This is a genomic window from Streptomyces sp. 135 (assembly GCF_020026305.1).
GTDB lineage: Bacteria > Actinomycetota > Actinomycetes > Streptomycetales > Streptomycetaceae > Streptomyces.
Genome location: NZ_CP075691.1, coordinates 3926361 through 3944451 on the forward strand (window position 1 = coordinate 3926361; position 18091 = coordinate 3944451).

The following is an 18091-nucleotide window of genomic DNA, read 5'->3' on the forward strand; positions in this document are numbered from 1 at the left end:
CAAAGTATCGGAGCCCATCCCGCGCCTCCCCCTGCCCACCGCCCCCACCTGCGCAGTACCGTCCGCCCATGAGCAGCAGCACGACCCACACGGACAACGCGAACGGCCCGGTCAACGGCGGCATATCGTTCTGGTACGCGGACGACGGCCTGCCCACGACCCGCGAACCCCTGACCTCCGACGCCACGGCGGACGTCTGCGTCGTCGGCGGCGGCTACACCGGCCTCTGGACGGCGTACTACCTGAAGAAGGCGGCGCCCTTCCTCCGCATCACCGTCCTGGAACAGAAGTTCTGCGGCTACGGCGCCTCCGGCCGCAACGGCGGCTGGCTCTACAACGGCGTCGCCGGCCGCGACCGCTACGCCAAACTGCATGGCCACGAGGCGGCGGTCCGCCTCCAGCAGGCCATGAACGAGACGGTCGACGAGGTGGTCCGCACCGCGGCACAGGAGTCGATCGAGGCGGACATCCACCGGGGCGGCGTCCTCGAAGTGGCGTACACACCCGCCCAGTTGGCGCGCCTGAAGGCGTTCCACGAGACGGAACTCTCCTACGGCGAGAAGGACCGCACGCTGCACGGCGCCCGCGAGACCGCCGAGCGCGTGCGCGTCGCGGGCGCCGTCGGCTCCACCTGGACCCCGCACGGCGCCCGCCTGCACCCGGTGAAGCTGGTCAAGGGCCTGGCCCGGACCGTGGAGGCCCTCGGCGTGACGATCCACGAGTCGACACCGGTCACGGAGATCAAGCCGAAGCACGCCGTCACCCCGTACGGCACCGTCCGCGCCCCCTACGTGCTGCGCTGCACGGAGGGCTTCACCGCCTCCCTCAAGGGCCAGCGCCGCACCTGGCTCCCCATGAACTCCTCGATGATCGCCACCGAGCCGCTGACTCCGGCCCAGTGGGAGTCCATCGGCTGGGAGGGCCGCGAGACCCTCGGCGACATGGCCCACGCGTACATGTACGCCCAGCGCACCGCCGACGGCCGCATCGCGCTCGGCGGCCGCGGCGTCCCCTACCGCTACGGCTCGAAGACGGACAACGACGGCCGCACCGGCCCCGCCACGATCGAGGCCCTGCACACCATCCTGACCCGCTTCTTCCCCCAGCTCACCGGCGTCCGCGTCACCCACGCCTGGTCCGGCGTCCTCGGCGTCCCCCGCGACTGGTGCGCGACGGTCACCCTGGACCGCGCGACGGGCCTCGGCTGGGCGGGCGGCTACGTCGGCTCGGGCGTCGCCACCGCCAATCTCGCCGCCCGCACCCTGCGCGACCTGGTCCAGCAGGACTCGGGCCAGGCGGGCCCCACCGACCTGACGGCCCTCCCCTGGGTCAACCACAAGGTCCGCAAGTGGGAACCGGAACCCTTCCGCTGGCTCGGCGTCCACGGCATGTACGCCACGTACAACGCGGCCGACCACCGCGAACGCACCACCCACACCACGACGCCCTCCCGCCTGGCCCGCCTCGCGGACCGGGTGGCGGGCCGCCACTAAGAACCGAGGAGAACAACATGGCGGACTGGCGTCCCCTGCCGCTCGGATCGTCGCTCAACGGCGCGCCATCGGCTCCCGCGCCCGCACCGGTGATCGGCAAGCTGGAGATCCTCCCTTTCAACGACCTGTCATGGGAGGACTTCGAACGTCTGCAGTGGCGGGTGATGCGGGACGTGGAGGGCCTGCGTCACGCCCAGTTGTACGGAGATCGCGGCCAGGAACAGTACGGCCTCGACATCGTCGCCCTGGCGTCGGACGGCAGCGGCACCGCGCTGCAGAGCAAGAAGTACCGTCGTTTCGGCGCGGCGGAGATCAGGGCGGCCGTCAACAAGTTCCGCATGACGGTGCGCCCCTTCTCCGTCGACCGCCTCATCATCGGGGTGGCCGCCACGGTCCGGAGTGTCCGGGCGGTCGAGGAACTCGCCGTACAGCGCCAGGCGCTCCACCCGATCGGCCTGGAGTTGTGGGACGCGCAGGAACTGTCGTATCTCCTGCGCGGGCGACCGGACATCGTCATCGAGTTCTTCGGCATGCCCACCGCAGAGGCGTTCTGCCTCCCCTTCAGGATCGACGTAAGCGTCGTGCCCAACGCAGAGGCCGTGGCTGTCCGTGAGGCGATCGCGCGCACTCCTGAGGTCACCACGGGCGCCCAGGAACTCTTCGACGAAGCAGCCGCGGCCGCCGAACCCGCGCATGCGCTCGCGCTCATCGAGGCGGGACAAGCGAAACTCCGTGACGCGGGATTCGGGCCGCATGCCGCACAGCACGACAAGGAACGCGTACGCCTGCTTGCCGGCTTGGGCCGCGTCGACGAAGCCGCGCGCCACGTCCTGGACGACTTCTGGGACGCTCTCGACCGGGGACTGTCGGCGACGGCGCAACTCACACGATCTCGCCTCACCGAGCTGTCGAAGTCCACGACGCACGAGGCCGGGAACGAACAGGTCGAACGCTATCGACGCGTCAGTGAAGCCGCCGTCGACCTCTACATGAACCCGACCGCGTACGTCCCGGACATCGGCACTCTCCGGATCGGAGATCTGCGCGATCAGGCGCGACTCGCGCTGCTCGCCGGTGAGACGGCATTGGCCGACGACGACCGCACATGGCTGACGAGGTCCTTCCCGGCCATCGCCGAACTCGCACGCGGCACGGCCATCGACCGTGTGCTGCGCACGCGGTTGCGACTGCTTGTCGCGGAAGCCACTGCGGACTGGTCGGACCTGCTCGCCGATGCCCGGAAGCTGAGCCTCGGACACGACCTGCTGGGCCTGGTGACCGCACGCTACGCACGTGACTGCGCTCTGCACCAGAAGTTCGAGGAGGCCGATCTCGCGTGGGACGAGGCGGCCGGCGCCGCGTCGCTGGCACGGCAGTGGGGCGAAGCGTCCACCTGGATCTTCAGCCGTCGCGCCTTCCGTGCCCGCTGGAACCCCTACACCAGTGACGACCTGCTCCCCCTGCAGACGGCGATCCGCGGGATGGGAACCTCCGCCCCCCTCGTGCCGGCCGCCGACGGCGCCTACGAGGACGCTCTGACGGCGTTGCACGACCACAGACTCCGGTCCGGGGCGATCGCGGCCCAACGTGCGCTGCGCGATGCCGTGACCGTCGGCGACTGGGCCGGAGAACAACGGGCCCGGCGGGTCCTCGCCTCGATCCTCGCCGAGGCCGACGAGCCCGCGCCGGCTGCTCGTCACCTCATCCGAGCGGGCGCGGCCAAGGCGATCGCGGACCTCGGCACGTCCCGTCCGCGCGAGTTCATCGACGTCGTCGGCGAGTTGGACGCGCCCAACTACTGGGAGGCCGGCACGAGTTACAGGCTGCTGGCGACACAGGCGGACCTGGTACCGGACGACCGCGTCGACGCGGTGGCGAAGCGCCTCGTCGAGGAGCTGTCGGCCGCGGAGGCAGGACTACGGCCGGATCTGGTCTCCTGCGCCACGTCGAGATACAACAACGCGATCAAGGCGCTGGCAGGAATCGCCGACCGCCTCGACGCGACCCGCGCGGACGACGTACTGAGCCACTTCGAGAAGCAGCCGCCCGTGGAGGAGAACCATTACCGGTACCACGATGAGGACGAAGCGGTCGCGGTGGCCAAGATCGCGCTAACCCTGCCTGCGCTCGCAGATCGCGTCATCCCCCATCTGGTGGTGCTGCTCGGCCGTTCACAAGCGGCGCGCAAGAACAGCACCCTCGCCGCGATCGACAAGCACCAAGCGCTCGCCCGCACCCCCCTTGCCGCCCTCGCGGCAGCAGGAAACCGGTGGGCGAGCGAGATGCTTTCGTTCGAGGACCCCGGCGATCTCGATGCCGGTGTCGTCGCGGACGCCCTGACGAGACTCACGACACCGCTCCACCACACGGCCGGGGTGTACTCCACCGGGACGAACGCGATCGGCGACTCGCATCTCATCCGACACCTGTCACCGGACGACATCGACCGGGCCGTCACCGAGCTCCTCTCCCGGGCCGACGACCCGCACGTCGGATCGAGCGACAGGGGTGACTACCTGATCGCCGCCGCCAACCTTGGCCCTCACCTCGCCAGGTCACAGCAGGACGAACACTTCGAGACCGCGATGCGACTGGCCACCTCCCCCACACCGTCGGACCACGACAGGCTCGACGGGCAGTTCACGCACAAACTCGGGGGGCTTCGCATCGAAGGCAGACCGCGCGACAGTCGTGGCCAAGCAGTGGTGCTCGCCGCCACGCTCGCGACGGACACGGCTCGACGCAGCCAGGTGCGGCGCCTCGTCTACGCACTGCTGGGCGAAGAATCCGATTACTGGCCGACCCGTGCGCTTCAGCAGCTCGGTGACACGGTCAAGGACGATCTCGCCTTCCTGGCGAGCCAGGGATGGGCCATCCGTAGCCTCGCGGCGATCCTGTGGGCCGATCACGGGGAACCCGCACACCTGGGCCACCGCCTGGCCGCCGACCCCGACGTACGCGTCCGCCGCGCGCTCGCCACCGCGCTGCACCGGAGAACCGACGCGTCCCATCCGTCCGTGCGCGAGCAGCTGGCCGCCGATCCCGCCCACAGCGTCAGAGCAGCCCTCCGCCCTTCTCTGCCCACCTCGACATGAGAAAAGCCCAGGTCGGCGAGGAGCCGACCTGGGCTTACACGAGCCCCCTGTCGGATTCGAACCGACGACCTACGCATTACAAGTGCGTTGCTCTGGCCATCTGAGCTAAGGAGGCGCGCACGGCGCTGTACGGATCGTGCCCGAGCAGTGTAACCAACACCGCCCGCGCACCCGTCGAAAATATCCGCGACCACCGACGAACGCCTTCGAGGACCGTCGAGAACCGACGAGAACGCCACGCCCCGACTACTGACAGACCACAGACCTCCGGGGTACGGTCACGACCAGTTCACTCACGTGGACTACACCACTCCCTCTACTCGGATCGTCCGGCACGTTCCTGCCGGTGAAGGGGGCCCTCACCATGGCCACTGTTACGTTCGACAAGGCGACCCGCATCTACCCGGGTGGCGACAAGCCCGCCGTCGACGGCCTCGACATCGAGATCGAGGACGGCGAGTTCCTCGTACTCGTCGGCCCGTCCGGCTGCGGCAAGTCCACCTCGCTCCGCATGCTCGCGGGGCTCGAGGACGTGAACGCCGGTGCCATCCGCATCGGTGACCGCGACGTCACGCACCTGCCGCCCAAGGACCGGGACATCGCCATGGTGTTCCAGAACTACGCGCTCTACCCGCACATGACCGTCGCCGACAACATGGGCTTCGCGCTCAAGATCGCCGGCGTCAACAAGGCCGAGATCCGCCAGAAGGTCGAGGACGCGGCGAAGATCCTGGACCTCACCGAGTACCTGGGCCGCAAGCCCAAGGCGCTCTCCGGCGGTCAGCGCCAGCGCGTGGCCATGGGCCGCGCCATCGTGCGCGAGCCCCAGGTGTTCCTCATGGACGAGCCGCTCTCCAACCTCGACGCCAAGCTGCGCGTGTCGACGCGTACGCAGATCGCGTCGCTCCAGCGCCGCCTCGGCATCACCACCGTCTACGTCACCCACGACCAGGTCGAGGCCATGACCATGGGCGACCGCGTGGCGGTCCTCAAGGACGGGCTCCTCCAGCAGGTCGACTCGCCCCGCAACATGTACGACCGCCCGGCGAACCTCTTCGTCGCGGGCTTCATCGGCTCCCCCGCCATGAACCTCGTCGAGGTCCCGATCACGGACGGCGGCGTGAAGTTCGGCAACTCCGTGGTGCCGGTCAGTCGCGAGGCCCTGAGCGCCGCCGCCGACCGCGGCGACCGCACGGTCACCGTCGGCGTCCGCCCGGAGCACTTCGACATCGTCGAGCAGGACGGCGCCGCCGTGAAGTCCCTCTCCAAGGAGACCGCGGACGCCCCGGCCGGCCTCGCCGTCTCCGTGAACGTCGTCGAGGAGCTCGGCGCCGACGGCTACGTCTACGGCTCCGCCGAGGTCAACGGCGAGCACAAGGACCTCGTGGTCCGCGTGAACGGCCGCCGGGTCCCGGAGAAGGGCGCCCAGCTGCACGTCGTACCGCGCCCGGGCGAGACCCACGTCTTCTCGACGTCGACGGGCGAGCGCCTCTCCGACTGAGCCCCGCCCCGCCCACCGAGGGGCCCCACGCCGACGCGCGGGGCCCCTCGGCGTATCCGCCGACCCGGAAGGCGGCGACCGTGTTGTCGACGTTGTCGATGTTGTCGACAAATACCCCGGCACACCGGTCATTTCGCCCACACCACGTCAACACCGCGCAAGCAAAACCTTCTTGGGTGTCGCTCGACCGGGTGACTAAATGTCTCCAAATCATCACCTAGCGCTACGCTGCCTCGCGTGACGCACTCCGCCAACTACACCCAGAAGCCGCGCCGAGCCCACCGTGGCCCCGCCCACCGCATCGGCCGCACGCTCGCTCTCGTCCTGCCCGTGATGCTGGTGCTTTCCGGGACCCTCGCGGTCACCAGCGTCAACTGGTCGGGGAACTCCTCGGAATCGATGCTCACCGCATCCGCCGACGACCTCTCCGTGCCGGCCAAGTCCCGCGCCCCGCAGGACATCCTGCGCGACCGGCTCCTCCTCGAGCTCCAGGAGAAGGACCCCGGTGTCGCGCTCACCCACCTCCAGCGGGAGGTGACCCGCCACCCGTCGCTCGCCCGCCACTGCGTCGCCCTCGCCAAGGCCCTCGGCCGCGCCGCCGTGCGGAAGTACGGACCGACCCGCGCCCAGTCCTACTCCAGGCCCGTCTGTGACACGTCCTTCGCGTCGGGCGTGGCCGCCGCCCATCAGAACGGCTGAGCGGGGCGGCTGAGTACAACGGCTGAGCGGGGCGGCGCCTACCGCCGCGTAGGGTTTCCGGCATGACCACGCTGAACCCCACGCAGGCCGTAGTCCTGGCCGGAGGCCAAGGCTCCCGCCTCCGCCCGTACACCGACGACCGGCCCAAGCCGATGGTCGAGATCCCCGGCACGGGGACCCCGATCATCGGCCATCAGCTTGCCTGGCTGGCCGCGGAGGGCGTGACCGACGCCGTCGTCTCCTGCGGCCACCTCGCCGAGGTCCTCCAGGAGTGGCTGGACTCGGCCGACCTGCCGCTGAACGTCACCACGGTCGTCGAGAAGGAACCGCTCGGCCGCGGCGGCGGCCTCAAGTACGCCGCCCGCCACCTCCCGCACGCGGACCAGCCCTGGTACGCGACGAACGGCGACATCTGGACCCGCTTCTCGCTGCGCGACATGGCGGCCTTCCACGCCGAGCGGGACGCCACCGCGACCCTCGCCCTGGCCCGCCCCCGCATCCCGTGGGGCGCCGTAGAGACCGACACGTTCGGCCACATCACGGACTTCGTCGAGGCGCCGCCGTCCCCGTACCTCATCAACGCGGGCGTGTACGTCTTCTCCGCGTCCTTCACCGCGCTCCTGCCGGACCTCGGCGACCACGAGCGCACCACGTTCCCGCGCCTGGCCCGCGAGAAGCGCCTCGCGGGCTTCCCGCTGCCGCAGGGCGCCTACTGGCGCGCGATCGACACCGCGAAGGACCTCACCGAGGCCGCCAAGGAACTGGCCGCCCAGGCCCGTTGACCCCGCTCCCGCCCGCTCCCCGTACGTACGCCGAAGGGGCCCCGCACACACACGGTGCGGGGCCCCTTCGGCGTACGTACCACCGACTCACGGACTCAGTTGCCGAGGACACCGCCCAGCAGTCCGCCCGGCTCCTCGGCCCCGCCGGAGCCACCCGAGCCGCCTGAGCCGCCCGTGCCGCCCCCGGTGCCGCCACCGGTGGTCGACGGCCCCGCGGTCGAGGCCGACGGCTGCTGCTGTTGCTGTTGCTGCTTCGGCGCCGACTGCTGCGGCGGGGCCTGGCCCGTGCTGCTGCCCTGCGTCTGGCTCGGCTGCCCCACCCCGGCCGCACCGGTCTCGGGGACCGCGTCCGGGACCGTCGCGCCCTGCGAGGGACTCGCGGAACCGCCCTCCCGCGTCGGCGACCCGGAGGAGGCGGAGGGGCTCTGCGACCGCTTCTCGCGCCGCTTCTTCGCGGGGTCCTCGGGGAGCGGGGAGCCCGGCAGCACGTTCCTCGGGGCCTCGCCGGGGCCGGGCACGGTGACCCGGTCCGCGTCGCGCACCGCGCCGCCGAGCAGCGAGCCGAGGAGCAGCGTGAGGCCGATGACGACCGCCCCGACGAGCCCGCCGCGCCGCAGCACGCGCCGCCGCAGGTCCCAGATGTCGGCGCGCGGCCCGAGCCTGCGCCAGGCCTCTCCCGCGAGGCGTCCGTCGACGGAGTAGACGGGGGCGCCCGCGATGATCAGCGGCGACCAGGCGGCGAGGTAGATGATGTCCGGCGCGTCGTAGGCGGGGACGGTCTTCCAGCTGACGGTGACGATGAGCGCGGCGGAGAGCAGCACGCCGATCGAGGCGGCGACCCGCTGCCAGAGCCCGAGCACCGTCAGGACGCCGACGACGACCTGGAGGAAGGCGATGCTGAGTCCGGCGCCCACCGGGTGCTGGAGGGCGAAGTCGCGCAGGGGCTCGGCGAGTTCCCAGGGGTGCAGCGAGGTGAGCCACTTGACCATGGAGCCGCGCCGGCCGCCGTCGAAGTAGACGGGGTCGCAGAGCTTGCCCATGCCGGCGTAGATGGAGATGAAGCCGAGGAAGACGCGCAGCGGGAGGAGGACGACGCCGAGGTTCATCCGGCGCCCGGGGTAGTAGGCGTGCCGGACGGGCTCGGCGCCCTGCCGCCGCCTGCGCTCCTCGGCCGTGTCGTCGGCATCGTCGTCGACGTCGGTGCCGTCCACGCCGGCGTTTCCGTCGCCGTACTCGTACTCGTACTTGTAGTCGTACTCGCCGAACCGCTCGTCCTCTTCGGCGAGCCGCTCGTCGTAGTCGCTGCTGGGCATCCGCATCTGCGGCAGCAGCTGGGTCTGGGGGGCGGGTCCGACGGTGGGTGTCGCGGCCGTCCGGGAGGCCTCGGGGCCGTCGTCGAGGGCGACGCGCGGGATGACCTGGGTGGCGCTGCCGTCGTCGTAGGGACCTGCCTCTTCGGCCGAACGGCGCACGCCGCTGCCGCGCACGGCTTGCAGCAGTCCGGTCGCGCCGGGATCGCCGGGCGCGGACTTCCCGCTCCAGACGACGGGCGCGCGGCGCTTGGCGGCGGCCCCCGCGGCGGGGATGCGCACCGTCTCGTCGGAGAGACCCAAGTGCCGTGAGATACGCGGGGATTGGATGCGCCCAGCGGCGGGGAGCTGCACGCGGAAGCTCGCGTGCGAGACGATGACCTGCGCCGGGTCGCTCGGCACCTTCACCATGCTCAGCGCGGGAGCTTCGTCGAAGCCTGACGAGCTTCCCCCTGTGGGAGTGCGGGGTGTTCTGGTGTCCACACTCATCTAACCGAGTGACGTGTGGTTAGGACACTGCCTTGACCGCGCAGAAATGTCCGGACCGCGTCAAAAGATCACCGCGGCCCGGACATCGAGGCATACCTACGCGCGGCGGCGGGCCGCCTCGTAGAGCACCACACCGGCGGCGACCCCCGCGTTCAACGACTCCGCCCCACCCGGCATCGGAATCCGCACCCGGAAGTCGCACGTCTCGCCGACGAGGCGGGACAGGCCCTTGCCCTCGCTGCCGACGACGATGACGACCGGGCCGCTGAGCGCCTCCAGGTCACCGACCTCGTGCTCGCCGTCCGCCGCGAGGCCGACGACGGCGATGCCCGCCTTCTTGTACGCCTCCAGGGCGCGCGTCAGGTTCGTGCAGCGGGCGACCGGCGTCCGCGCGGCCGTGCCGGCCGACGTCTTCCAGGCGCCGGCCGTCATGCCGGCGGCGCGCCGCTCGGGCACGACGACGCCGTGGCCGCCGAACGCCGTCACGGAGCGGACGATCGCGCCGAGGTTGCGCGGGTCCGTCACGCCGTCGAGCGCGACGATCAGCGGGTCGTCACCGGTGTCGTGCGCGGCGGCGACGAGGTCCTCGGGGTGCGCGTACTCGTACGGCGGGACCTGGAGGACGAGGCCCTGGTGGTTGAGGCCGTTCGTCATGCGGTCGAGCTCGGGGCGCGGCGCCTCCATGAGGTGGATGCCGCCGCGCTCGGCCGCGAGCTGGAGCGCCTCGCGGACCCGCTCGTCGTTGTCGATGAACTGCTGGACGTAGAGCGTGGTGGCGGGCACGCCGTCGCGCAGCGCCTCGAAGACCGGGTTGCGGCCGACGACCATCTCGGAGGACGACTTGCCGCCGCGCCCCTTCGGCGCGGGGCGGCGGCCCGCGGCCTTCTTGGCCTTGGCGGTGGCGATGCGGTTCTTCACATGCCCCTTGCGCGCCTCGGCGGGCGGCGTCGGACCCTTGCCCTCAAGGCCGCGGCGCCGATTGCCGCCGCTGCCGACCTGCGCGCCCTTCTTGCCGGACATGCGGCGGTTGTTAGCGGCCATGACCTACCTGTCTGTCGTGTTGCGGGTGCGCGTACGTCCGTACGCGCGAGGGTGTACGTCTATGAAGTGTGCCGCCCACGAGGCCGGGCGGCACATCAGCGGCCCGGTCAGCGCGGACCGAGCGTCCAGCGGGGCCCGCTCGGGCTGTCCTCGATGACCAGGCCCGACTGGCCGAGCTGGTCGCGGATGGCGTCGGCGGTGGCCCAGTCCTTGCGGCCGCGGGCGGCCTCGCGCTGGTCGAGGACCAGGCGTACGAGGCTGTCGACCACGCCGTGGAGGTCTTCGCCGCGGTCGCTCTCGCCACCGGCCCAGTGCGGGTCGAGCGGGTCGAGGCCGAGGACGCCGAGCATGGCCCGCACCTCGGCGAGGCGCGCCACGGCGGCTTCCTTGTCGTCGGCGGCCAGGGCGCTGTTGCCCTGGCGGACCGTGGTGTGCACGATGGCGAGCGCCTGCGGCACGCCCATGTCGTCGTCCATGGCGTCGGCGAACGCGGGCGGCACCTCGGCGGCGGGCTCGACGGTCCCGCCGGCCTTCTCCACCACGCGCTGCACGAAGCCCTCGATGCGGGCGAACGCGGACTCGGCCTCGCGCAGGGCCTCCGGGCTGTACTCGATCATCGAGCGGTAGTGCGGGGTGCCGAGGTAGTAGCGCAGCACGATCGGCCGCCACTCCTTGACCATCTCGGAGACGAGCACCGAATTGCCCAGCGACTTGGACATCTTCTCGCCGCTCATGGTGACCCAGCCGTTGTGCACCCAGTAGCGCGCGAAGGTGTCGCCGAAGGCCTTGGCCTGGGCGATCTCGTTCTCGTGGTGCGGGAAGATCAGGTCGATCCCGCCGCCGTGGATGTCGAACTCGGTGCCCAGGTACTTGTGCGCCATCGCCGAGCACTCCAGGTGCCAGCCGGGACGGCCGCGGCCCCACGGGGTCTCCCAGCTGGGCTCCCCCTCCTTGGCGGCCTTCCACATCGCGAAGTCGCGCGGGTCGCGCTTGCCGGTCTCGCCCTCGCCGGACGGCTGGCGCAGGTCGTCGAGGTCCTGGTTGGAGAGCTCCAGGTAGCCGGGGAAGGACTTCACGTCGAAGTAGACGTTGCCGTCGGCCTCGTAGGCGTGACCGCGCTCGATGAGGCCGCGCATCATCTCGACCATCTCGGTGACGTGGCCGGTGGCGCGCGGCTCGTAGGTGGGCGGCAGGCAGCCGAGCGCGTCGTAACCGCTGTTGAACGCGCGCTCGTTCTCGTACCCGATCGACCACCAGGGGCGGCCCTGCTCGGCCGACTTCTTGATGATCTTGTCGTCGATGTCGGTCACGTTCCGCACGAACGTCACGTCGTAGCCGCGGTAGGCGAACCAGCGGCGCATGATGTCGAAGTTCAGGCCCGAGCGGATGTGCCCGATGTGCGGGGCGGCCTGCACGGTGGCACCACACAGGTAGATCGAGACGCAGCCGTCGTTGAGGGGGCTGAAGTCACGGATCTGCCGGGCGCTGGTGTCGTACAGGCGAATCGTCACCACTCCAGGGTAGTGGGCGCGGGACAGTGCCCCACGCCCCCTGCCCCCACAGGGCAACGCAACCGTGACGTACGACCGTCCTCAGACCCGCCCGACGACCTTGCGCGGCGAGATCCGCACCACGACCCGCGGGGAGTCGTTCACCGAGTCGGGGTTGAACTCCGCGTACTTCTTGCCCGTGTACTTCAGCGACAGCTCGTCGATCAGCTCCTGACCGCCCTCCGTCGTCATCTCCGCCGTGCCGCGGATCTCCGCGTACGTGTACGGCGCGTCGAAGGGCTGGAGCAGCACCGTCACGCGCGGATCGCGGCGGAGGTTCTTCTCCTTGCGGCGGCCGAGCGTGGTGGAGAACAGCACGTCGTCGCCGTCCCGCTTCACCCAGACCGGCGACAGCTGGGGGCTGCCGTCGGGCTGGATGGTGGCGACGGTGATGAACGACGGGGCGTCGAGAAGGGCTTTGAGCTGGTCGGACAGTGCGGCGGACATGGCTTCACTCCTTCGTGGACAGCTGGCTGCGAGAGCCTCGCCTGTACGAGCCATACACCTACCCGATATCCGCGGTGTCCGCCTCAGGGTGCGGTGCGGACCACCAGCGCGGTGGCGATCGCGGCGAGTCCGTCGCCGCGGCCGGGGAAGCCCAGGCCGTCGGTGGTGGCCCCGGAGACCGAGACCGGCGCGCCCGCCGCCTCGGAGAGGACCTTCTGCGCCTCGTCGCGGCGCTTGCCGATCTTCGGGCGGGGGCCGATGACCTGCACGGCCACATTGCCGATGGTGAACCCCGCGTCCCGCACGATGCGGGCGGCCTCGGTGAGGAGGGCCAGGCCCGAGGCGCCGGACCACTCGGGGCGGCCGGTGCCGAAGTGCGCGCCGAGGTCGCCGAGGCCGGCCGCGGAGAACAGCGCGTTGCAGGCGGCGTGCGCCACGACGTCGGCGTCGGAGTGTCCGGCGAGTCCGGGCCCCTCGTCCTCCCACTTCAGGCCCGCGCACCACAGCTCGCGGCCCTCTTCGAAGGCGTGGATGTCGGTGCCGATGCCGACGAGGGGCAGTACGGGGGCCGGGGCAGGCGTCTCAGAAGCCATCGTTGGCCCTCCTGCGGGCGAGCACGGCCTCGGCGAGGACGAGGTCGAGGGGCCGCGTGACCTTGAAGGCCTCCTCGTGGCCGGGCACGACGACGACGGGCAGGCCGAGCTGTTCGACCATGCTCGCGTCGTCCGTGACGTTGTCGGTGACGCTCTCGTGGGCGCGCACCAGCGTGGCGCGGTCGAAGCCCTGCGGGGTCTGCACGGCGCGCAGCCTGGCCCGCTCGGGGGTGGCGACGACGGGCTCGGCCTCGCCCGGCGTCGCGGCCGGCTCGACCTGCTTGACGGTGTCGGTCAGCGGCAGCGCGGGCACCACGGCGGGCGCGCCCTCGCGTACGGCCCGGATGACGCCGTCGACCGTGTCGACGGGCACCAGCGGACGGGCCGCGTCGTGCACGAGCACGATGTCGATGCCGGGCGGCAGCACGTCCAGGCCGGCCCGCACGGACTCCTGGCGGCTCTGCCCGCCGGGCACGACGACGAAGTCGGTCCGCTCGGGCAGCGCGTGGTCGTCGAGGAGGGTCTTGACCTCGGCGGCGCCGTCCGGCGGTGCCACGACGACGACGAGGGAGACGGCCCGGGAGGCCGCCATGGCGCGGATGGCGTGGATGAGCATCGGGGTGCCGTTGAGCGCACGGAGCGCTTTGGGGGCGCCAGGGCCGAGGCGCACGCCCCGTCCTGCCGCGGGAATGACCACCGCGGTACGGGATTCGCTAGACATCGGTTCCGTTCAGGTTTGTGTGCTCGGCCGACGTGGGTATGGCCACACCGTGCCGGGCGCGACATCTTGACCGGACCCTTCCGTGACATCTGGTCGAGCCAGCTGCCCGGGCCCGGCACGCCAACACGGTCTCTGGGGGGCCGCCACCACGTCTGCCCGGGTTCGAACAACATCTGGGCAACTGTGGGCAACGTCTTCGAACACCATCTGGGTACGAACATGCCGCAGCGCCCGGCGACTCCGGTTAAGGGTCAGCGGGCACCGCGGCATCGTTGCGCCATGGGACAGCCGGGGCATGCGCCTCAGGCCGTCCGCGTCAGGACGCGAGGACCTCGTCCAGCAGGGCCTCGGCCTTGTCCTCGTTCGTGTTCTCCGCGAGGGCGAGCTCGCTCACCAGGATCTGCCGAGCCTTGGCGAGCATGCGCTTCTCGCCGGCGGACAGTCCACGCTCCCGCTCCCGACGCCACAGGTCACGCACGACTTCCGCGACCTTGATGACATCGCCGGAGGCGAGCTTCTCGAGATTTGCCTTGTAACGACGCGACCAGTTCGTGGGCTCTTCGGCGTACGGCGCGCGCAGCACCTCGAAGACCCGGTCCAGCCCGTCCTGACCGACCACATCACGCACGCCGACGAACTCCGCATTGTCCGCTGGCACACGCACCGTCAGGTCGCCCTGGGCGACCTTCAGCACCAAGTAGGTCTTGTCCACGCCTTTGATCTGGCGAGTTTCGATGGCCTCGATCAGCGCGGCCCCGTGATGGGGATAGACCACGGTGTCGCCAACCTTGAACGTCATGTGACAGGTACCCCTTCCGTGGCTATCCATCCTAACACGAGAATCGCCTCTTCTGAATGGCGTTTTCGCAGGTCAGGGCATATCTCGGGGCTTGACAACAGCAACAGTGACGTGCTGCGCAGGGCCCCCGGAACCGGGTATTCGCAGGTCGGAGCGGCTCTTCGGGGAGGGAGAAACGTGGGCGATACGCACCCCTCAAGAGCGCCCGGAGAGCCCGATCGTCCCGGTTTGCGCGGTTCCAAGCGGTGAACTTTCGCTGCTCCGTTCGGTGGGCGGAGAGGTGTCCGGGACGTCGCCCGGCGTGATTCCGGAATTGATCAAGCCGTTCGGTGATCAATTCTCCGGGCGGCCGCGCATTCTTTGCCTTCCTTACCGGAAATCCGCCGGACGGGCCCGGCCGACGCCTGCCAGCGGTTATGTGAATGGCGAACGACGGGGCAATGAAGCGGGCGGGGCGAACAGGCACGGTGATAGGCCCGGCGGCCGGTTCCACGACCGCTCCCGCTCCCGGTTCCGCGACCGGTCCGGCACAGCTCGTGGCGCGGAGAGGCGGGTCGGGTGCGGTGGCGCGGGAACGGCTCGGTAACCTAAGCGCGCTGACACACCCTTAGGGCGGCTGCACGGCCGCCCGCCCTCCCTTACCGCCCCCGTTCAAGGAGTTGCCGCCGCCGTGAGCCGCAGCCTTCGACGCGGCGCCCTCGCCGCCACCGCCATCGCGTTCTCGCTCGCCTCGCTCGCCGCGTGCGGCGCGGGCAACAACGCTCAGACGCTGGGGGTCAGGCCGGACCACGCCGCGACCTCCGTCGGTGACATCACGATCCAGAACGCCACGGTCATCACGCAGCCGGACCTGAAGGCCAAGGGCCCGGCCGTCGTCTCCGCGACGATCTTCAACGGAGGCACGACCGACCAGACCCTCGAGTCGATCACGGTCAAGGGTGCCGACGAGAAGGTCGAGATCGCGCCCGCCAAGGGTGACAAGGCCGCCGAGAAGAACGGCCGGCTGACGATCCCGGCCGGCGGCTCGGTCGTCATCGGCGGCAAGGACAACGCCTCCGCCGTCCTGCCCAGCGGCCGCGAAGCGGTCAAGGACGGCGACGCGCAGCAGGTCACGTTCGCCTTCAGCAAGACGGGCGACGTGAACCTGGAGGCCTTCGTCGTGCCGGCCGAGAGCTACTTCACCAAGTGGGGCCCGACCGAGGTGCCGCAGGCGCCGGGCGCCGGGGCGGAGAAGTCCGCGAAGCCGGGGCAGTCCGGGAAGCCGGGCGAGTCCGGTGAGCCGTCGGATCCCGCGGGCTCCGCCGACCCGTCGGGGCACGCCTCCGACGCCGCCGACACGGACCCGTCGGACGCCGCCTCGCACGGCGCGGACACCGGCAACGGCACGGGTACCGGTACCGGCGCCGAGCACTGATCGACGTACGTAGCTGATCGACGTACGCAACTCATCGACGCACGTACGAGAGAGGGCGGGAACCCCACCGGGTTCCCGCCCTCTCTCACGTCTCACGTCCCGCCGCTCGCGGTCTACGGCTCGAACTTGTAGCCGAGGCCGCGGACCGTCACCAGGTAGCGCGGGGCCCCCGGGTCCGGCTCGATCTTCGCGCGCAGCCGCTTGACGTGGACGTCGAGGGTCTTGGTGTCCCCCACGTAGTCCGCGCCCCAGACGCGGTCGATGAGCTGCATACGGGTCAGGACGCGGCCCGCGTTGCGCAGGAGCATCTCCAGGAGGTCGAACTCCTTCAGCGGCAGGTCGATCTTGGAGCCGGAGACGGTGACCACGTGGCGGTCGACGTCCATGCGGACGGGGCCCGCCTCAAGGGCCTGCGGAGCGACCTCCTCCGGCTCGCCGCGGCGGCGCAGGACCGCGCGGATGCGGGCGACCAGTTCGCGCGAGGAGAAGGGCTTGGTGACGTAGTCATCGGCTCCTATCTCCAGACCGACCACCTTGTCGATCTCGCTGTCCTTGGCGGTGACCATGATCACCGGGACGTTGGAGCGGCTGCGCAGCTGACGGCAGACCTCGGTGCCGGGCAGGCCCGGCAGCATGAGGTCGAGCAGGACGAGGTCGGCGCCGTTGCGCTCGAATTCGTCGAGTCCGTCCGGGCCGGTGGCCGCGATGGCGACCTCGAAGCCCTCTTTGCGGAGCATGTAGGACAGAGCGTCGCTGAAGGATTCCTCGTCCTCGACGACGAGCACTCGGGTCACGGAAGGACCTCCGGGGCAGGAATGGGTTCGTACGTAGTGGTCTCGTCGGTCGGGGCGGTACCGGCTCCGGCGCCGGTGCCACCGCCGTGACCTGGTCCGCGGTCGCGGTGCGCGGCCGCCTCCGGCAGCCGCAGGGTGAAGGTGGAGCCCTGTCCCTCGGAGCTCCACACGGTGACCTCCCCGCCGTGGGAGGCGGCCACGTGCTTGACGATGGCGAGGCCGAGGCCGGTGCCGCCGGTGGCCCGGGAGCGGGCCGGGTCGACGCGGTAGAAGCGCTCGAAGATGCGTTCCTTGTCCTTGTCGGAGATGCCGATGCCCTGATCGGTGACGGCGACCTCGATCATGTCGCCGCCGGGCGCGGTGACCCGGCGGGCGGCTATGCCCACGCGGGTGCGGGAGGGGCTGTAGTTGACGGCGTTCTCGACGAGGTTGCCGAGGGCCGCGGCGAGCTGGCCGCGGTTGCCCCAGATCTGGAGCTCGGCGGTGCCGGCCTCCCGGCGCCCGCCCTCGTCCTCGGTGGAGGGGCCCGCGGTCCCTCCTATCGACGCGGCCAGGGTGATCTGTTTGTGGGAGGCCTGGTGGCGGCTGCGGTCGATCGCCTCCGCCACCAGTTCGTCGACGCGTACGGGCTCGGCGTCCTCCAGGGGGTCGTCGTTCTGGACCCGGGAGAGGTCGATGAGCTCCTGGACGAGGTTGGTCAGGCGGGTCGCCTCGATCTGCATGCGGCCCGCGAAGCGTTCGACGGCCTCGGGGTCCTCGGAGGCGTCCATGACGGCCTCGGAGAGGAGGCTGAGGGCGCCCACGGGGGTCTTCAGCTCGTGGGACACGTTCGCGACGAAGTCGCGGCGTACCGCCTCGATGCGGCGGGCCTCCGTGAGGTCCTCGACCAGGAGCAGCACGAGCCGGGAGCCGAGCGGGGCGACGCGGGCGGAGACCGCGAGGGCCTCGCCGCGGCCGGTGCCGCGGCGGGGCAGGTCCAGTTCGACCTGGCGTATCTCGCCGTCCCTGCGGGTGTCGCGGGCCATCTGGAGCATCGGCTCGACGGCGAGCTTGCCGCCGCGCACGAGTCCGAGCGCGTACGCCGCCGAGCTGGCCTTGACCACGCTGTCGGCCTCGTCCAGGACGACGGCCGAGGAGCGCAGCACGGACAGGACCGTGTCCACGCCCGGCGGCAGTACGGCGTCGGTGTGCAGGGAGGTCCGGGTGGGGCGTTTCTGTTCGCGCTCGCTCCAGCGGAACGCCAGCATGGCGATGACGCCGGTGCACACCCCGGCGATCGCTGCCGCTGCGGCGACCGCCGCGTTCACGTCCATGTCCCCAGGTTATGCGCCGGGTGAGTACGGGCCACAGCCATTCGGGTGCG

Annotated in this window: 15 protein-coding genes and 1 tRNA gene; 6 read left to right on the top strand and 10 right to left on the bottom strand. The window is 70.9% G+C overall.

The features are described 5' to 3' along the window. Positions 1–68 precede the first annotated feature (68 nt). On the top strand, positions 69–1493 hold the full coding sequence (locus tag KKZ08_RS17595) for an FAD-dependent oxidoreductase (protein ID WP_223775366.1): 1425 nt from the start codon (positions 69–71) through the stop codon (positions 1491–1493). A gap of 17 nt (positions 1494–1510) precedes the next feature. Next, positions 1511–4588, top strand: a complete 3078-nt coding sequence (locus KKZ08_RS17600) for a hypothetical protein (protein ID WP_223775367.1) — start codon at positions 1511–1513, stop codon at positions 4586–4588. A gap of 41 nt (positions 4589–4629) precedes the next feature. Here KKZ08_RS17600 and KKZ08_RS17605 read toward each other — a convergent pair. After that, positions 4630–4703 (bottom strand) — tRNA-Thr (locus KKZ08_RS17605). A 249-nt stretch (positions 4704–4952) separates the two neighbouring features. Here KKZ08_RS17605 and ugpC point away from each other — a divergent pair. The 3 genes from ugpC to KKZ08_RS17620 all read left to right on the top strand — a co-directional run bounded on the left by ugpC (position 4953) and on the right by KKZ08_RS17620 (position 7570). Then, a complete protein-coding gene (gene ugpC, locus KKZ08_RS17610; protein ID WP_223775368.1) occupies positions 4953–6089 on the top strand; it encodes a sn-glycerol-3-phosphate ABC transporter ATP-binding protein UgpC in 1137 nt (378 codons plus the stop codon). Positions 6090–6326: 237 nt separating this feature from the next. Beyond that, positions 6327–6788 carry a hypothetical protein gene (locus tag KKZ08_RS17615; protein ID WP_223775369.1) on the top strand — a complete coding sequence of 154 codons (462 nt, stop codon included), beginning with the start codon at positions 6327–6329 and terminating at the stop codon, positions 6786–6788. A 62-nt stretch (positions 6789–6850) separates the two neighbouring features. Continuing rightward, entirely contained in the window at positions 6851–7570 is a 720-nt protein-coding gene (locus KKZ08_RS17620) for a nucleotidyltransferase family protein (protein ID WP_223775370.1), read from the top strand. A 95-nt stretch (positions 7571–7665) separates the two neighbouring features. Here KKZ08_RS17620 and KKZ08_RS17625 read toward each other — a convergent pair whose 3' ends face one another. The 7 genes from KKZ08_RS17625 to KKZ08_RS17655 all read right to left on the bottom strand — a co-directional run bounded on the left by KKZ08_RS17625 (position 7666) and on the right by KKZ08_RS17655 (position 14520). Beyond that, the gene (locus tag KKZ08_RS17625) at positions 7666–9369 is read right to left on the bottom strand and encodes a DoxX family membrane protein (protein WP_223775371.1); all 1704 of its coding nucleotides are present in this window, start codon (positions 9367–9369) and stop codon (positions 7666–7668) included. Positions 9370–9465: 96 nt separating this feature from the next. Beyond that, positions 9466–10410 carry a 23S rRNA (guanosine(2251)-2'-O)-methyltransferase RlmB gene (gene rlmB, locus KKZ08_RS17630; protein WP_223775372.1) on the bottom strand — a complete coding sequence of 315 codons (945 nt, stop codon included), beginning with the start codon at positions 10408–10410 and terminating at the stop codon, positions 9466–9468. Between the two features lie 107 nt (positions 10411–10517). Beyond that, on the bottom strand, positions 10518–11921 hold the full coding sequence (gene cysS / locus KKZ08_RS17635) for a cysteine--tRNA ligase (protein WP_223775373.1): 1404 nt from the start codon (positions 11919–11921) through the stop codon (positions 10518–10520). 81 nt (positions 11922–12002) lie between these two features. Next, positions 12003–12407, bottom strand: a complete 405-nt coding sequence (locus tag KKZ08_RS17640) for a PPOX class F420-dependent oxidoreductase (protein ID WP_223775374.1) — start codon at positions 12405–12407, stop codon at positions 12003–12005. 83 nt (positions 12408–12490) lie between these two features. Next, positions 12491–13000, bottom strand: a complete 510-nt coding sequence (gene ispF / locus KKZ08_RS17645) for a 2-C-methyl-D-erythritol 2,4-cyclodiphosphate synthase (RefSeq protein ID WP_223775375.1) — start codon at positions 12998–13000, stop codon at positions 12491–12493. After that, positions 12990–13721 (bottom strand): 2-C-methyl-D-erythritol 4-phosphate cytidylyltransferase, encoded by a 732-nt coding sequence (ispD, locus tag KKZ08_RS17650; RefSeq protein ID WP_223775376.1) that lies wholly within the window; start codon positions 13719–13721, stop codon positions 12990–12992. Before ispD ends, ispF begins: the two co-directional genes overlap by 11 nt. Positions 13722–14037: 316 nt before the next feature. Continuing rightward, positions 14038–14520: a CarD family transcriptional regulator gene (locus tag KKZ08_RS17655; protein WP_003953493.1), complete on the bottom strand. Its 483-nt coding sequence runs from the start codon at positions 14518–14520 to the stop codon at positions 14038–14040. A 670-nt stretch (positions 14521–15190) separates the two neighbouring features. Between KKZ08_RS17655 and KKZ08_RS17660 the strand changes: the two genes are divergently transcribed. After that, on the top strand, positions 15191–15934 hold the full coding sequence (locus KKZ08_RS17660; RefSeq protein ID WP_223775377.1) for a copper chaperone PCu(A)C: 744 nt from the start codon (positions 15191–15193) through the stop codon (positions 15932–15934). Between the two features lie 113 nt (positions 15935–16047). On the opposite strand, the gene KKZ08_RS17665 is transcribed toward KKZ08_RS17660, so the two are convergent. Next, a complete protein-coding gene (locus KKZ08_RS17665; protein WP_127911779.1) occupies positions 16048–16728 on the bottom strand; it encodes a response regulator transcription factor in 681 nt (226 codons plus the stop codon). Continuing rightward, entirely contained in the window at positions 16725–18041 is a 1317-nt protein-coding gene (locus KKZ08_RS17670) for an ATP-binding protein (RefSeq protein WP_223775378.1), read from the bottom strand. The genes KKZ08_RS17665 and KKZ08_RS17670 overlap by 4 nt, the downstream gene beginning before the upstream one ends. Positions 18042–18091: the final 50 nt, after the last annotated feature.

Bases quoted from the DNA above. Each gene is read 5' to 3' on its own strand.
- ispD (WP_223775376.1), bottom strand. From the start codon at position 13,721: ATGTCTAGCGAATCCCGTACCGCGGTGGTCATTCCCGCGGCAGGACGG.
- ispF (WP_223775375.1), bottom strand. From the start codon at position 13,000: ATGGCTTCTGAGACGCCTGCCCCGGCCCCCGTACTGCCCCTCGTCGGC.
- ugpC (WP_223775368.1), top strand. From the start codon at position 4,953: ATGGCCACTGTTACGTTCGACAAGGCGACCCGCATCTACCCGGGTGGC.
- KKZ08_RS17670 (WP_223775378.1), bottom strand. From the start codon at position 18,041: ATGGACGTGAACGCGGCGGTCGCCGCAGCGGCAGCGATCGCCGGGGTG.
- KKZ08_RS17655 (WP_003953493.1), bottom strand. From the start codon at position 14,520: ATGACGTTCAAGGTTGGCGACACCGTGGTCTATCCCCATCACGGGGCC.
- KKZ08_RS17640 (WP_223775374.1), bottom strand. From the start codon at position 12,407: ATGTCCGCCGCACTGTCCGACCAGCTCAAAGCCCTTCTCGACGCCCCG.
- KKZ08_RS17620 (WP_223775370.1), top strand. From the start codon at position 6,851: ATGACCACGCTGAACCCCACGCAGGCCGTAGTCCTGGCCGGAGGCCAA.
- KKZ08_RS17600 (WP_223775367.1), top strand. From the start codon at position 1,511: ATGGCGGACTGGCGTCCCCTGCCGCTCGGATCGTCGCTCAACGGCGCG.
- KKZ08_RS17595 (WP_223775366.1), top strand. From the start codon at position 69: ATGAGCAGCAGCACGACCCACACGGACAACGCGAACGGCCCGGTCAAC.
- rlmB (WP_223775372.1), bottom strand. From the start codon at position 10,410: ATGGCCGCTAACAACCGCCGCATGTCCGGCAAGAAGGGCGCGCAGGTC.
- KKZ08_RS17625 (WP_223775371.1), bottom strand. From the start codon at position 9,369: ATGAGTGTGGACACCAGAACACCCCGCACTCCCACAGGGGGAAGCTCG.